The organism is Variovorax sucrosi, from assembly GCF_051216635.1.
In the GTDB taxonomy this organism is placed as follows: Bacteria; Pseudomonadota; Gammaproteobacteria; order Burkholderiales; family Burkholderiaceae_C; genus Variovorax.
The window spans coordinates 271,646-286,571 of record NZ_JBPJZU010000009.1 but is presented as its reverse complement, the minus strand read 5'-3'; the positions used below and the strand labels follow the sequence as shown (position 1 = coordinate 286,571).

General features: G+C 69.0%; 11 protein-coding genes. 5 read left to right on the top strand and 6 right to left on the bottom strand.

The window, feature by feature from the left end; genetic code table 11:
* Positions 1 to 40 precede the first annotated feature (40 nt).
* The 5 genes from ACSFBE_RS19065 (at position 41) to ACSFBE_RS19045 (ending at position 8,505) form a co-directional block, all read left to right on the top strand.
* Positions 41 to 3,559 (top strand): transglutaminase family protein, encoded by a 3,519-nt coding sequence (locus ACSFBE_RS19065; protein WP_435491973.1) that lies wholly within the window; start codon positions 41 to 43, stop codon positions 3,557 to 3,559.
* A 74-nt stretch (positions 3,560 to 3,633) separates the two neighbouring features.
* On the top strand, positions 3,634 to 6,342 hold the full coding sequence (locus ACSFBE_RS19060; RefSeq protein WP_435491972.1) for a circularly permuted type 2 ATP-grasp protein: 2,709 nt from the start codon (positions 3,634 to 3,636) through the stop codon (positions 6,340 to 6,342).
* A 2-nt stretch (positions 6,343 to 6,344) separates the two neighbouring features.
* The gene (locus ACSFBE_RS19055) at positions 6,345 to 7,289 is read left to right on the top strand and encodes a transglutaminase family protein (RefSeq protein WP_435491971.1); all 945 of its coding nucleotides are present in this window, start codon (positions 6,345 to 6,347) and stop codon (positions 7,287 to 7,289) included.
* Positions 7,290 to 7,350: 61 nt separating this feature from the next.
* Positions 7,351 to 7,809: a RidA family protein gene (locus tag ACSFBE_RS19050; RefSeq protein ID WP_435491970.1), complete on the top strand. Its 459-nt coding sequence runs from the start codon at positions 7,351 to 7,353 to the stop codon at positions 7,807 to 7,809.
* An 18-nt stretch (positions 7,810 to 7,827) separates the two neighbouring features.
* On the top strand, positions 7,828 to 8,505 hold the full coding sequence (locus tag ACSFBE_RS19045; RefSeq protein ID WP_435491969.1) for a DMP19 family protein: 678 nt from the start codon (positions 7,828 to 7,830) through the stop codon (positions 8,503 to 8,505).
* Here the strand turns inward: ACSFBE_RS19045 and ACSFBE_RS19040 are convergent.
* From ACSFBE_RS19040 to ACSFBE_RS19015, 6 genes are all read right to left on the bottom strand, one after another.
* Positions 8,502 to 9,656: a M20 family metallopeptidase gene (locus ACSFBE_RS19040; protein ID WP_435491968.1), complete on the bottom strand. Its 1,155-nt coding sequence runs from the start codon at positions 9,654 to 9,656 to the stop codon at positions 8,502 to 8,504. The two genes, ACSFBE_RS19045 and ACSFBE_RS19040, sit on opposite strands and share 4 nt — an antisense overlap.
* Entirely contained in the window at positions 9,653 to 11,056 is a 1,404-nt protein-coding gene (locus tag ACSFBE_RS19035; protein WP_435491967.1) for a M20 family metallopeptidase, read from the bottom strand. Before ACSFBE_RS19035 ends, ACSFBE_RS19040 begins: the two co-directional genes overlap by 4 nt.
* Positions 11,057 to 11,093: 37 nt before the next feature.
* On the bottom strand, positions 11,094 to 11,960 hold the full coding sequence (locus ACSFBE_RS19030) for an ATP-binding cassette domain-containing protein (protein ID WP_435491966.1): 867 nt from the start codon (positions 11,958 to 11,960) through the stop codon (positions 11,094 to 11,096).
* Positions 11,957 to 12,946, bottom strand: coding sequence for an ABC transporter ATP-binding protein (locus ACSFBE_RS19025; protein ID WP_435491965.1), 990 nt, complete (start codon positions 12,944 to 12,946; stop codon positions 11,957 to 11,959). Before ACSFBE_RS19025 ends, ACSFBE_RS19030 begins: the two co-directional genes overlap by 4 nt.
* 11 nt (positions 12,947 to 12,957) lie before the next feature.
* Positions 12,958 to 13,878 (bottom strand): ABC transporter permease, encoded by a 921-nt coding sequence (locus ACSFBE_RS19020; protein ID WP_435491964.1) that lies wholly within the window; start codon positions 13,876 to 13,878, stop codon positions 12,958 to 12,960.
* A 118-nt stretch (positions 13,879 to 13,996) separates the two neighbouring features.
* Positions 13,997 to 14,914 carry an ABC transporter permease gene (locus ACSFBE_RS19015; RefSeq protein WP_435491963.1) on the bottom strand — a complete coding sequence of 306 codons (918 nt, stop codon included), beginning with the start codon at positions 14,912 to 14,914 and terminating at the stop codon, positions 13,997 to 13,999.
* Positions 14,915 to 14,926 lie beyond the last annotated feature (12 nt).

The following is a 14,926-nucleotide window of genomic DNA, read 5'->3' as shown; positions in this document are numbered from 1 at the left end:
GCGTCTCACCCGAGACCCGTCGCCGCTCCGAGAAAAACCGATGTCCATTCACGCCGCACTCCACCACGTCACCCACTACAAGTACGACCGTCCGGTGCAGCTTGGTCCGCAGGTGGTTCGCCTGCGCCCGGCGCCCCATTGCCGCAGCAACGTCATCTCCTATTCGCTGCGCATCGAGCCCGAGCAGCATTTCGTCAACTGGCAGCAGGACCCGTTCGCCAACTACCAGGCCCGGCTGGTCTTCCCCGAGAAGACGCGCGAATTCAGGGTCACGGTCGACCTCGTGGTCGAGATGGCGGTCTACAACCCCTTCGACTTCTTCCTCGAGCCGCAGGCTGAGAACTTCCCCTTCAAGTACACGGCTTCGCAAGCGGAGGAATTGGCACCCTACCTGGTGGCCGACGAGGTCACGCCGCTGGTGCAGGCCTACCTCGACAAGATCGACCGCAAGGAACAGCGCACCATCGACTTCCTGGTCGGCATCAACCAACAGGTGCAGTCGGACGTCAACTACCTGATCCGCATGGAGCCCGGCGTGCAGACGCCGGAAGAAACGCTCACCAACGGCAGCGGCTCCTGCCGCGACTCGGGCTGGCTGCTGGTGCAACTGCTGCGCCACATGGGCCTGGCCGCGCGCTTCGTCTCGGGCTACCTGATCCAGCTGACGCCCGACGTGAAGGCGCTCGACGGCCCGAGCGGCACGACGGTCGACTTCACCGACCTGCACGCCTGGTGCGAGGTCTACCTGCCCGGCGCCGGCTGGGTCGGCCTCGACGCCACCTCGGGCCTGCTCGCCGGCGAAGGCCACATCCCACTGGCCTGCACGCCCACGCCGTCGAGCGCCGCGCCGATCGAAGGCGTGGTCGACGACGCCGAAGTCGAGTTCGGCCACGAGATGGTCGTCACCCGCATCCATGAATCGCCGCGCGTCACCAAGCCCTACACCGACGAGCAGTGGGCCGAGGTGCTGGCCCTGGGCGACGCCGTCGACAAGCGCCTGGCCGCTGGCGACGTGCGCCTGACGATGGGCGGCGAGCCGACCTACGTGGCCACCAGCGACCGCGACGCCGCCGAATGGAACACCGACGCGTTGGGCCCGACCAAGCGCGGCTATGCCACCGAGCTGGTGCAGAAGCTGCGCGCCGAATACGGCAACGGCGGCTTCCTGCACTTCGGCCAGGGCAAGTGGTACCCGGGCGAGCAACTGCCGCGCTGGGCGCTGTCGATCTTCTGGCGCGCCGACGGCCAGACCATCTGGCACAACCCGGAGCTCTTCGCCGACGAGCGCGTGCCAACGCACTACACCAGCGAAGACGCGCGCCGCTTCACCACCGTGCTGGCGCACCGCCTCGGCCTGACCGAGCGCTACATCCAGTCCGGCTACGAAGACACCTACTACTACCTCTGGCGCGAACGCCGCCTGCCGGTCAACGTCGACCCCTTCGATTCGAAGCTCGACGACGAGATGGAACGCGTGCGCCTGCGCCGCGTCTTCACGCAGAAGCTCGACGCGGTCATCGGCTACATGCTGCCGATCGAGCCCGGCAACGCCGATGCCGACGCGCCCGCGCTCGAAGGCCCCGGCTGGAAGACCGGCCCCTGGTTCCTGCGCGACGACCGCATGTACCTGATCCCCGGCGACTCGCCCATGGGCTACCGCCTGCCGCTCGATTCGCAGCCGTGGGCCAGCAAGGGCGACTACCCCTACCTGGTCGACCGCGACCCGACGGCACCGCTGGGCGACCTGCCGAACTACGTCGACTACCGCGCACGCTATGCCGGCCTGCCAACTGGCCCGAAGGACGACCTGGGCGCCGTGCCCTATGCCTTCGGTTCGCCGCCGCAGACGCCGGCCGCCCTGCGCATGCAGGGCCCGGGTACGGCAACCGCAACCACCACTGCGACAGGCCCGGGCGCGGCTTCTACGGGCGGCACCGATCCCGCCACGCCACGCCAGCCGCGCCGCGGCGAGTCGGCCCACTGGATCACCCGCACCGCGCTGTGCGTCGAAGTGCGCGACCCGCGCCGCGCCAACGGGCCGGCGGCAGAGAAGGTCGGCAATTCGTCGGGCGTGCTCTACGTCTTCATGCCGCCGTTGCGCCGCCTGGAGGACTACCTCGACCTGGTCGCCGCCATCGAGGCCACGGCTCAGCAGCTCGGCCTGCAGATCGTGATGGAAGGCTACCCGCCGCCGCGCGACCCGCGCCTGAAGATGCTGGCCGTCACGCCCGACCCGGGCGTGATCGAGGTCAACATCCACCCGGCCAACAACTGGAAGGAACTGGTCGCGCATACCGAGTTCCTGTACGACGCCGCCTTCGAGACCCGCCTCTCGGCCGAGAAGTTCATGACCGACGGCCGCCACACCGGCACCGGCGGCGGCAACCACTTCGTGATGGGCGGCGCCACGCCCGCCGACAGCCCCTTCCTGCGTCGGCCGGAACTGCTGGCCAGCCTGCTGCTGTACTGGCACAACCACCCGTCGCTCAGCTACCTGTTCTCGGGCATGTTCATCGGCCCGACGAGCCAGGCGCCGCGCGTGGACGAGGCCCGCAACGACCAGGTTTACGAACTGGAGATCGCGCTCAAGGAAATCGCCAAGAACCGCGAGATCTACGGCCAGAACATGCCCGCCTGGCTGGTCGACCGCACGCTGCGCAACATCCTGGTCGACGTCACCGGCAACACGCATCGCAGCGAGTTCTGCATCGACAAGCTGTACTCGCCCGATTCCTCCACCGGCCGCCTCGGCCTCCTGGAACTGCGCGCCTTCGAGATGCCGCCGCACGCGCGCATGAGCATCGCGCAGCAGCTGCTGCTGCGCGCCTTCATCGCGCGCTTCTGGGACGAGCCCTACCAGGCGCCGGCCACCCGCTGGGGCACCGAACTGCACGACCGCTTCCTGCTGCCGACCTTCGTCAAGATGGACTTCGATGACGTCATCAGCGAGATGCGCCAGGCCGGCTTCCCCTTCGACCCGAACTGGTTCGCGCCCCACCTCGAGTTCCGCTTCCCGCTGGTCGGCCAGGTGCAGGCGATGGGCGTCGAGCTGTCGCTGCGCAACGCGCTCGAGCCGTGGCACGTGATGGGCGAGGAAGGCTCGTCGGGCGGCACGGTGCGCTATGTCGACTCGTCGCTCGAACGCATCGAGGTGCGCGTGACCGGGCTCAACGAGAGCCGCCACGTCATCACGGTCAATGGCAAGGTGCTGCCGCTGCAGCCCACCGGCACGGTCGGCGAATTCGTTGCCGGCGTGCGCTACAAGGCCTGGAACCCGCCGTCGGCCCTGCACCCGAGCATCGACGCCCATGCGCCGCTGACCTTCGACATCGTCGACACCTGGATGAAGCGCTCGCTGGGCGGCTGCCAGTACTTCGTCGCCCATCCGGGCGGCCGCAACTACGACACCTTCCCGGTCAACGCCTACGAGGCCGAAAGCCGCCGTATGGCGCGCTTCACCCGCATGGGCCACACGCCGGGCCTGATGAAGGTGCCGCCCGCCACGATCGAGCTGGCCGGCAGCCGCGAATTCCCGTTCACGCTCGACCTGCGTCGATGAGGATGCGGCTCGCCGACATTTGTCACGCTGCGGCAGGCCTCGCGCCATGACCGCGGTGTGACAATCGGCACACCGTGGAACCGTTGAACGAATCCCTTTTCGGCGCGCAATCGCTCGAATCCCCCGCCGCGCTGGCTTCAGCGCTGGCGCCAGCGGCCGCGCCCGGCCATTTCGACGAACTGCGCGGTGCGGCCACGCCCGCGGCGCCCCCCCGCCAGCAGCCCGCGATGCCCGGCACGCCGCTGCCGCTGCATGACGCCGCCCTTCCGCCGCCAGCGGCACCGGACGCGCCGGCACCCGCGCCTGCGGCGCCCGCAGCCGAGCTGGCGTCGCCCTGGGCGCGCTTCTTCGAACACCTGGGCAGTGGCGGTTTCGCCGACCTGCCGCGGCGCGCCGTCAGCCTGGAGCGCCAGATCCGCGACAACGGCGTCACCTACAACGTCTATGCCGATGCCGACGGGCCGCAGCGGCCCTGGTCGCTCGACCTGTTCCCCCTGATCATCTCGCCCGACAGCTGGACGCAAATCGAGGCCGGCGTGCAGCAGCGCGTGCGGGTGCTCGACCGGGTGATGGCCGACGTCTACGGCCCGCAGCAGTTGCTGGCCGAAGGCCTGTTGCCCGCGGCGCTGGTGCGCGGCCACCCCGGCTACCTGCGGCCGATGCACGGCGTGAAGCCGCCTGGCGACACCTGGCTGCACATCGCCGCCTTCGACCTGGCGCGCGGCCCCGACGGCAACTGGTGGGTCGTGTCGCAGCGCACCCAGGCGCCCTCTGGCCTGGGCTACCTGCTGGAAAACCGCCTGGCGATCTCGCGCCAATTCCCGCAGGCCTTCGAGGAACTGCAGGTGCAGCGGCTGGCCGCCACCTACAGCGCCATGATGGAAGGCCTGCAGCGCATGTGCCCGGCCGGTTCGCCGCCGCACATCGCACTGCTCACGCCCGGCCCCTACAACGAGACCTACTTCGAGCACGCCTACCTGGCGCGCTACCTCGGCATCACGCTGGTCGAGGGCAGCGACCTCACGGTGCGCGACCAGCGCGTCTACCTCAAGACGCTGCAGGGCCTGCGGCCGGTGCACGGACTCATCAAGCGCCTGGACGACCAGTTCCTCGACCCGCTGGAGCTGCGTCCCGATTCCACGCTGGGCGTGCCCGGCCTGCTGCAGGCGATTCGCGCCGGCAACCTGCTGGTCGCCAACATGCCGGGCTCGGCCTTCCTGGAATCGCCGGCGCTGCTGGGCTTTCTGCCGGCGCTGGCGCGCCGCCTCATCGGCGAAAAGCTGCAGCTCCCGGCGCTGCCGACCTGGTGGTGCGGCGAACGTGCGGCGCTGGAGTCGGCGCTGCCGCAACTGGGCGACTGCGCCATCAAGGCGACCTACCCCGGCTACGACTCGCACACCAGTTTCAACGCCGTGCTGGGCAGCCGCATGAGCCGGCGCGAGCTGGACGAATGGGCTGGCCGCATCGTGCGCCAGGGCGACGAGCACACGGTGCAGAGCTATCTTCCGCTGTCGCAAATGCCGACCTGGGCGCCGAACTTCGGCCGCGGCCACATCGCGCCGCGCGCGGTGATGCTGCGCGTGTTCGCCGTGAGCGACGGCGCGCAGTCCTGGCGCGTGCTGCCCGGCGGGCTGGCGCGCCTGGCGGGCGCCGACGCGCAGATCGCGTCGATGCAGCGCGGCGGCAGCAGCGCCGATGTCTGGGTGCAGACGCGCGGCGAAGTTGACCGCACCACGCTGCTCCAACCGCACGCCACACCGGCCTCGCTGGCACGGCACCGGGCCCCGGTCACCAGCCGCGCCGCCGAGAATATGTTCTGGCTCGGCCGCTACACCGAACGGGCCGAGAACGCGGTGCGACTGGCGCGGCTCACGCTCGACCGGCTGGGCGGCGAAGAGCCCTCGTCGCGCCCCCTGCTCGAATGGCTGCATGGCCTGGCCACGCGCAATGCGCTGATCGCGCCGGAGGTGCCGATCGGCACCAAGTCGCGCCGCGTCTTCGAGCGTGCACTGATCGCCGACCTGGGCAACGTCGAGACCGGCGGCAGCGTCGGCTACGACCTGCGCTGCGTGCGGCAGGCGGCCGCCGCCGTGCGCGAGCGACTGTCGCAGGACCACTGGAACCAGATCGTGCGCGCCGAGGAAGAATTCCTGCGCCGCACCGCCGAGCAGCAGGGCGAAGAGCGCGAAGGCAGCTTCGCCGCGGGTGCCGCGCTGCATTCGCTGGAAGCGGCCAGTGCCGCCCTGTCGGCCATGACAGGCGCACAGACCGACCGCATGACGCGCGACGACGCCTGGCGCCTGCTGTCCATCGGCCGCCACATCGAACGCCTGGCCTTCCTCTCGAGTGCGCTGGCCGCCGGCTTCGAGGGCGGTGCGGTGCACGAGGTCAACGGCTTCGAGGCGATGGTCGCGCTGTTCGACAGCACCATCACCTTCCACGCCCGCTACCAGCAGCGCCGCGACGTCGCCACGCTGGTCGACCTGCTGGTGCTCGACGGCGACAACCCGCGTTCGCTGGCCTGGGTCACGCAGACCTTGCGGGGCCGCATCGCCCGGCTCGCCGGCAGTGCCCCGGGCAAGCTCACCGCGCTCTCCCACGAGCTGCCCGACCCGGCGATGTGGACACTGGAGCACCTCTGCGAGGCCGATGCCGAGGGCAAGTACCCGGCGCTGGTCCAGCTCTTCGAATACTGCGAGACAGCGGCCTACCACGTGTCCGACGCCGTCGGCACGCGCTACTTCACGCTCACGTCCGAATCGGTTCGCTCCGTCGGGGTCTGACCATGCTGCTCCACGTCACGCACGAAACCCGCTACGACTACGCGCCGCCGGTCGAGACGGCGCAGCACCTGGCGCACCTGAAGCCGCGCGAGACGGCGTCGCAGCGCCTGGTGAGCCATGCACTGTCGATCACCCCGACGCCGGCGCAACGCAACGAGTCCGCCGACCTCTACGGCAACACGCGCGCCTTCTTCGCGCTCGAATCGACGCACGAGGAATTGGTGGTCACGGCCGAGAGCGTGGTCGAGACCTCCACACCTACGCTGGCCGCCAGCATCGCGCGCGAGTTGCCCTGGGAAGAGGTGCGCGAGCGCTTCCGCTTCCGCAAGGGCTCGCGCTTCGATGCGGCGTCCGACTTCGTCTTTCCGTCGCGCTACGTGCCGCGCCACGACGACTTCGCCACCTATGCACGCCCCAGCTTCGCGCCCGGCCGACCGACCTTCGACGTCGCCACCGACCTGATGCAGCGCATGTACCGCGACTTCGAGTACGACGCGGGCAGCACCGAGATCAGCACCCCGGCCGTCGAGGCCCTGGCCCAGCGCCAGGGCGTGTGCCAGGACTTCGCGCACATCCTCATCGCCTGCTTCCGCACCATGGGCCTGCCGGCGCGCTACGTCAGCGGCTACCTGCTGACCCAGCCACCGCCCGGCCAGCCGCGGCTGGTCGGTGCCGACGCATCGCACGCCTGGGTGTCGGTCTACCTGCCGGGCGCCGAGGGACCCGGCGACTGGGCCGACTTCGACCCGACCAACGGCCGCCAACCTGGCGAGGACTATGTGACCCTCGCCATCGGGCGCGACTACGCCGACGTGTCACCGATGCGCGGCGTGTTGCATGGCGGTGCGCGCCACACGCTCGACGTCGGCGTCACCGTGCGGCCACTCGAGGAGCTGCGGGCCGCGACGGCCGGCAGCTCGCAGTCGCAGTCGCAGTCGCAATCCTGATCGCGCACCGGGTCACCGCGTGTCCGTTAACCTCGGACACTTTTCATCCGGAGCGATTTCCATGAGCGTTTACGACAAACTCACCCAACTCGGCATCGAACTGCCGCCCGTCTCGGTGCCCGCCGCGGCCTATGTGCCCTTCGCCAAGACCGGCAATCTGATCTTCCTGTCGGGCCACGTGGCGAAGAAGGACGGCAAGCCCTGGGTCGGCAAGCTGGGCGAGAACATCACGACCGAAGAAGGCAAGCTGGCCGCTCGCGCGGTCGCCGTCGACCTGCTCGGCACGCTGCATGCGGCCACCGGCGACCTGAACAAGATCACCCGCATCGTCAAGGTGATGAGCCTGGTCAACTCCACCCTCTCCTTCACCGAACAACACCTGGTGACCAACGGCGCGAGCGAACTGCTGGCCGAAGTGTTCGGCGCCGAAAAAGGCGCACACGCACGCAGTGCCTTCGGCGTGGCGCAGATCCCGATGGGGTGCTGTGTCGAGATCGAGCTGATCGCCGAAGTGGCCTGAGAAGCGCTGCCGTCGGCCATGAGCGAGTCAGCCCATGCCATCCGCACGATCGACATCGATGCTGGCGCGCTGACGCTCACACAGCGCGATGGGCGCGTGCTGCGCGAGCCGTTGAAGCGGCACGTCCGCCTTGAAAAAGCCACACCTGCACAGCGACTGCAGTGGGTGTTGGTCGACGATGGCCACGGGCTCGATTGGCCTGCGCTGTGGCCGTCCTCCAACGAGGGCATGGTGAACGTCTTCACCCTGTGCTGGGAGCATCTTCAAGACGAAGGCATAGCAGCATTGAAAGCTGCCGATTGGCGACTCGACGCCTTGCCGTTGCGCGAGCAGCAGCTTTCGGCACTGTGGCGCCTCGAGGCCGACGTCAATAATGGCGGCTTTCTTCAGTTCTTCTGCAATTGGGGCGAAACCACCTGCCGCACAGCCATCGCCGCACTGGCCGACATCGGCGCGCTGCAGATGCATTCCCTCGTGCAGCGAATGCGCGCCGTGCTGGACCGTCTCGATGGATCAACGCAGATTCAGGCGTTGATGGATCTTTACAAGCATCTGACTCCTGCCGAGCAGGACGCGCTCGGAGCGCTCGACGAAGCTTTCTGGGCGTACCCCGACCGGCTGTCGAAACTCGGGGTCTTGCATTACGGTCGGGCTTCTCCGCCTGGCCCTGACGGCCTGTCGGGGACGGGCGTCTAGACCAACGCCGCAATCGTGCGCAACAGCGCCTTTGCACGCGGCACCAGCGTATCCAGGCAGCAGTACTCATGATCGGTGTGCGCCTTGGCGCCGACCGGGCCGACGCCGCACAGCGTCGGGATGCCGAGCGAGGCGGTGAAGCCCGCATCGGAGCAGCCGCCGGTGAATTCGCCCTCGACCGTAAAGCCGATCTGCACGGCGCTCGCCTGGTAATGCGCCAGCAGGTCCTGGCTCCACTTCGGTTCGAGCGGCAGGAACTCCGATGTCTGCGTGACCGTGGCCTCCGTGCCCGGAACGCCCGGCTCCGCCACGATCTCCCGGATGCGCGCGAACAGCGTCTCGCGCTGGGCCAACGTGCAGAAGCGCACGTCGAGCTTGCCCTGCGCCGACGGCGCCACGGTGTTGCTCGACATGCCGCCGCTGACGAGCCCCACGTTGGCGGTGATGCCCGCGTCGTAGTCGGTCAGCGCATGCAGCGCCTGGATCTTGCGCGCCAGGGTCTCGATGGCGCTCGCGCCGTCGGCATGATTCATGCCGGCATGCGCGGCGCGGCCGGTGACGTCGATGACGAAATTGGCGCCGCCCTTGCGCGCAGTCACGAGGTTGCCGCTGACCCGCCCCGGCTCGGCGTTGAACGCGGCCCGCGCGCCGCGTGCATGCGCCTCGATGGCAATGCGGCCGCGCTGCGAGCCGATTTCCTCGTCGGCGGTGAACAGCCCCAGCACCGGGAACGGCAACGGCGCCATGCGGCGCAGCGCCATCAGCACGAAGCACTGCAGCACCAGGCCCGACTTCATGTCGGAGACGCCGGGACCATAGCCGCGATCGCCGTCGACACGCCACGGTCGTTGCCGCACCGTGCCCGTCGGAAACACCGTGTCGCGGTGGCCCATCAGCACCACCGGTGCCTGTGACGCGTCGATGCCCGGCAGGCGCGCGAGCAGCACGTCGCCGTCGGCCGGGTCGGCATGGTGCGTCGCCTCGATGTCGTCGGCGTGCAGCCAGCCACGCATGGCCTCGGCCACGCGGTCGGTGCCGGCCTTGTCATGGCTGTTGGAGTCGATGTCGACCAGGTCGGCCAGCGCCGTCTGCATCGCGCCGCGCTGGTCGGCCAGCCAGGCAGTGGCCGCTTCGAGATCCGGCACGCTCATCGACGATCCTTGAAGACGGCAGGCCCTTCTTCGGCCAGGTCCCAGAACAGGCCCGCCATGATGTGCAGCGACTCGCGCGTCACGTCGGCCAGGATGTGTTCGTTGGGCGCGTGCTGCGAGCATGCCGGGTAGGAATGCGGCACCCACAGCGTCGGCAGGCCCAGCGTTTCGGAGAACACCTCGTTGGGCAACGAGCCGCCCAGGTTAGGCAGCAGCGCGGGCCGTTGGCCGGTGCTGCGTTCGATCGAGGCGAGCCCCCAGCGCACCCAGGCGTCGTCGGGGTCGAGCCGGGTCGCGGCCATGCGCACGTCGGTCTTGCGCAGTTCGACGTCGTCGAAGCCGTGCGCGTCCAGGTGCGCGCGGATGTGTTCGAGAAAGTGGGCGTGGTCGCTGCCCACGACGTAGCGCATGTGGCAATGCGCGCGGGCTTCCGATGGGATCGCATGTACCGGCATGGCCGGGTTGCCGGTGGTGAAGGCCAGCACCTCGAAGCTGTTCCAGCCGAGCACCCGCTCGGCCGCCGACAGGCCGGGCTCGCCCCAGTCCGGATCGATTTCGGGGTCGTCCACGTCACCACCGACCGCGATGTCTTTCAAAGCGGTCCGCACGCTCTCCGGCAACTCCTTGGGCAGCAGGCCGGGCACGAGGATGCGCCCTTTGGCATCGACCAGGCTCGCAATCGCATGCGCCAGGCGGATGCCGGGGTTGCGCAGCAGGCCGCCCCAGTTGCCCGAATGGTGGCCGCCGTCACGCAGCTTCAGGTGCAGGTCGAAGTTGAAGACGCCGCGCGAGCCGAGGAACATCGTGGCGCGCGAGGCCGAGACGCGCGGGCCATCGGACGCGATGAACAGGTCGGCCGCGAGCAGTTCGCTGTGCAACGCGCAGACCTCGTTGAGGCCCGGCGAGCCGTCCTCCTCGCCCATCTCCAGAATGATCTTCACGTTGTAGCCGAGCTTGCCCTCACGCACCGCCAGCACCTGCTCCAGCGCCGTGAGGTTGATGGTGTGCTGGCCCTTGTTGTCGGCGGTACCGCGGCCATACCAGCGGTTGCCTTCGACCACGATCTCCCACGGCTTCAGTCCGGCGCGCCACTGCGCGTCGTAGCCGCGCACCACGTCGCCATGGCCGTAGGTGAGCAGCGTGAAGGCCGCGCCGGGCTCGATGCGCTCGGCCAGCAGGAAGGGACTCTTGCCGGCGACGGGGTTGTCGACCAAGCGGCAGGCGAAGCCCAGCGCCTCGAGCTGCGGTGCGATTTCGTCGGTCAGGTAGGCCCGCAGGATCGGCCCGCTGGCGGCGTCCTGGCTTTCGGTACGGAAGGCGACCCGGCGCGCCAGCGTCTGCTGGAAGCGCCCGTCGTCGAAGCGGGCCAGCGTCTGGTCGATGGCTTGTTGGCGGCTCATGGCGATGTCTCGGAAGAAGGGTTGAAGGAACAGAAGATCATGCGACGGCGAGCGGCAGTTCGCGCTCGATGTCGGGAATGCCCAGGCCCGGCTCGGGCGTGAGCGCCGACGCCAGCAGCATGCGCGTGTAGGCGTGCTCGGGCCGCGCGAAGATCTGCTCGCGGCTGCCGAGTTCGACGATCTGGCCGCGGTGCATCACCGCCACGCGGTCGACCAGGTGCTCGACCACGCCGAGGTCATGGCTGATGAAGAGATAGGTCAGGCCGAACTCGGCCTTCAGGTCGAGCAGCAGGTTCAGGATCTGCGCCTGCACCGACACGTCGAGCGCCGAGGTGGGCTCGTCGCAGATCAGGATGTCGGGCCGCAGCACCAGCGCCCGCGCGATGGCCACGCGCTGGCGTTGCCCGCCGGACAGCTGGTTGGGGTACTGGCTGTGCGTGCGCTCGGGCATGCCGACCAGGTCGAGCATTTCCTTCACGCGCTGGCGCTGCTCGGCGTGCGTGCCGACCTGGTGCAGCCGCAGCGGCACGCCGACGATGTCGGCCACGGTGCGGCGCGGGTTCAGCGACGAATACGGGTCCTGGAAGATCGGCTGCACCGAGCGCGCCAGTGCCTTGCGCCGGGTCGGGTCGATTTCACGCCCGTTGATCAGCACGTTGCCCGAGGTCGGTGCCAGCAGCCCAAGCAGCATCTTCGCGAGCGTGCTCTTGCCGCAGCCCGACTCGCCGACCAGGCCCAGCGTCTCGCCCTTGCGGATGCGCAGCGACACGCCGTCGACCGCCTTGATCTCGCCGGGCGCGCGAAACAGGCCGCGCTTGAGTTGGTAGACACGCGTCAGTGCGCACAGCTCCAGCGCGATGTCGTCGCCGGACGAGGTCTGAGCGGGGACGGTCACTGTGCTCATGCCGCCTCCGCCATTTCGGCCTGCGCGCGCACGCAGCGCACGGCATGCCGGTCGTTCAAGGCCACGTACGGCGGCGTCTCCGCACAGGCCGGCTGCACCATCGAACAGCGGTTGGCGAAGGCGCACCCCCGCACCTCGCCCACCAGGCTCGGCACCACGCCGGGAATGGCCTGCAGGTGGCTGCCCGGCAGCGTCTTGCCGCGCACCGGGATGCAGTTGAGCAGGCCGCGCGTGTACGGGTGCGTCGGCTGCGCGAACAGCTCGCCGACGGGCGCCGTCTCGATCACCTCGCCGGCGTACATCACGGCCACGCGGTCGGCGATGCGCGCCACCACCCCGAGGTCGTGGGTGATGAAGACCACGGCGGTGCCGAACTCCTTCTGCAGCTCACGAATCAGCCGCAGGATCTGCGCCTGGATGGTCACGTCGAGGGCGGTCGTGGGCTCGTCGGCAATGATCAGGTCGGGGCCGCACATCAACGCCATGGCGATCATCACGCGCTGGCGCAGCCCGCCCGAGAGCTGGTGCGGGTACTGGCGCATGCGGTCGGCGGCCTGCGGCACGCCGGCGCGCTCGAGCAGGTGCACGGCACGGTCGCGCGCCTCGGCGGCCGTCACCTTGCGGTGTGCGCGCAGCGCCTCGCAGAGTTGGTCGCCCAGCGTGTACGAGGGGTTCAGCGACGTCATCGGCTCCTGGAAGATCATGGCCATGCGCGCGCCGCGCAGCGCGGTCATGCCCTTCTCGGGCAAGGTCTGCAGGTCCACGCCGTCGAAGCGGATGTGGTCGGCGGTGCGCACCGCCTTGCGCGGCAGCAGGCCCATCAGCGCGAGCGAGGTCATCGACTTGCCGCAGCCGGATTCGCCGACCAGGCACAGCATCTCGCCGCGGTTCACGTGGAAGTCGATGCCGCGCACGGCATGCAGCAGGCCGCGTTCGGTCGGCAGGTCGACGCGCAGGTTCTTCACGTCCAGCAAGGGAGTGTTCATGGCGATGCCTTTCAGTTGCGGCCGTCGGGCGCGGTCAGGTCGCGGATGCCGTCGCCCACGAGGTTGATGGCCAGCACCAGCAGCGCCAGCACCACGCCCGGGATCAATATCACCCAGGGCTGAAAGAACATGTAGGCCTTGCCTTCGGCCACCATCAGTCCCCACGACGGCGTGGGCGGCTGCACGCCGAGGCCGAGAAAGGACAGCGTGGATTCGAGCAGGATGGCGTGCGCCATCTCCAGCGTGGCCACCACCGTCAGCGCGCTCATCAGGTTGGGCAGCAGCTCACGCAGCAGGATGTAAGGCGTGGACGCGCCCAGCGCCTTCGCCGCGGCGATGAACTCGGCGTCGCGCAGTTGCTGCGTGGCCGAACGGGTGACGATGGCGAAGCGGTCCCACAGCAGCAGGCCGAGCAGCAGGATCACCACCTGCAGCGAGCCGCCGACCAGCGAGGCCATGGCCAGCGCCACCAGTACCACCGGCATGGCCAGGCGCGTGGTGATGATGTAGCTGATGACCGCGTCGACCCGGCCTCCGTAGTAGCCGGCCAGCACGCCGAGCGTGGTGCCGATGGCGCCGGCGATCACGGCCGTGACGAGGCCGATGATGAGCGACACGCGGGCACCGAACAGCAGCCGGCTGAGATAGTCGCGGCCCAGCTTGTCGGTGCCGAGCAGGTGGTCCCAGCTGCCCTTGTCGTGCCAGATCGGCGGGATGAGGCGACGCGTGACGTCCTGCGCGTACGGGTCGTGCGGCGCGAGCCAGGGTGCGAACAGCGCGGCCAGCACGATCAGGCCGAGGATCACCGCGCCGATGGTCAGGCCGTGTTGGCCGAGCACGCGGCGCAGCAGGCGTCGCCAGGCGGGGGTGGGCGGCAGGGCCGACAGCGCAGGCACCGGCATGGTGGGAGAGATGAGTGTGGAAGCAGTCATTTCAGTTTCCAAATCTGGCGCGGCTGAATACCAGGGATACCGTGGAACCGGCTTTGCCGGGCCACTGGTATCGCCCCCTTGAGGGGGAGGCACCGCAGGTGCTTCGGGGGTGTTCCATTTATCGCGTACGCATGCGCGGGTCGAGCGCGGCATTCAGCACATCGGCCACGAAGGTCAAGCCGATGTAGAACACCGCGATGATCAGCACCACCGCCTGCACCACCGGATAGTCGTTGCGCGAGATCGAGTCCCACGCCAGCTGCCCCAGGCCCTGCATCGAATACACCGACTCGATGACCACCGAGCCGCCGAGCATGAAGCCCAGCTCGACCGCGGCCAGCGCCACCACCGGGATGATCGCGTTGCGCAGCGCATGCTTGAAGACCACGCGTGCCGGGCTCAGGCCCTTGGCGCGCGCGGTGCGGATGTAGTCGGAGCCGAGCACGTCGAGCATGCCGGCGCGCGTGAGCCGCATCATGGCCGGCATGGCGTAGTAGCCCAGCGCCACGGCCGGCAGCACGAAGTGTTGCCAGCTGGTGTTGCCGGCCACCGGCAGCCATTTGAGGCCGACGGCGAACACGATGACCAGCGTCAGCGCGAACCAGAAGGTGGGCATGGCCTGGCCAATCACCGCCACCGCCAACGACAGCCGATCGATCCAGGTGTCGCGGTAGATGGCGGCCAGCACGCCCAGTGGAATCGCCACCACCACCGCCAGCAGCAAGGCGATGCCACCGAGCTTGAGCGTGATCGGCAACCGCTCGCCGATCAGCTCGACCACTGTGTTCTGGAAGTAGAAAGAACGCCCGAAGTCGAACCGTGCGGCCGCACCCAGCCAGTCGAAAAACTGCGACGCGATCGGCCGGTCGAGCCCGTACTGGACGCGGATCTTCTCCACGTCGGCCGCGGTGGACTCGGGCCCGGCGATGGCCGTGGCCAGGTCGCCTGACAGGTGCAGCAGCATGAAGCTGATGACGGCCACGGTCAGCATGACCGAAAGCGCCACCAGCAGCCGGCGGAAGATGTAGATCAGCATGGCAAGGGCCCT

What these genes read in the sequence shown, in the direction of transcription:
- ACSFBE_RS19045 (WP_435491969.1), top strand. Translation starts at nt 7,828, where the DNA reads ATGAGCGAGTCAGCCCATGCCATCCGCACGATCGACATCGATGCTGGC.
- ACSFBE_RS19065 (WP_435491973.1), top strand. Translation starts at nt 41, where the DNA reads ATGTCCATTCACGCCGCACTCCACCACGTCACCCACTACAAGTACGAC.
- ACSFBE_RS19040 (WP_435491968.1), bottom strand. Translation starts at nt 9,656, where the DNA reads ATGAGCGTGCCGGATCTCGAAGCGGCCACTGCCTGGCTGGCCGACCAG.
- ACSFBE_RS19035 (WP_435491967.1), bottom strand. Translation starts at nt 11,056, where the DNA reads ATGAGCCGCCAACAAGCCATCGACCAGACGCTGGCCCGCTTCGACGAC.
- ACSFBE_RS19020 (WP_435491964.1), bottom strand. Translation starts at nt 13,878, where the DNA reads ATGACTGCTTCCACACTCATCTCTCCCACCATGCCGGTGCCTGCGCTG.
- ACSFBE_RS19055 (WP_435491971.1), top strand. Translation starts at nt 6,345, where the DNA reads ATGCTGCTCCACGTCACGCACGAAACCCGCTACGACTACGCGCCGCCG.
- ACSFBE_RS19030 (WP_435491966.1), bottom strand. Translation starts at nt 11,960, where the DNA reads ATGAGCACAGTGACCGTCCCCGCTCAGACCTCGTCCGGCGACGACATC.
- ACSFBE_RS19050 (WP_435491970.1), top strand. Translation starts at nt 7,351, where the DNA reads ATGAGCGTTTACGACAAACTCACCCAACTCGGCATCGAACTGCCGCCC.
- ACSFBE_RS19025 (WP_435491965.1), bottom strand. Translation starts at nt 12,946, where the DNA reads ATGAACACTCCCTTGCTGGACGTGAAGAACCTGCGCGTCGACCTGCCG.
- ACSFBE_RS19015 (WP_435491963.1), bottom strand. Translation starts at nt 14,914, where the DNA reads ATGCTGATCTACATCTTCCGCCGGCTGCTGGTGGCGCTTTCGGTCATG.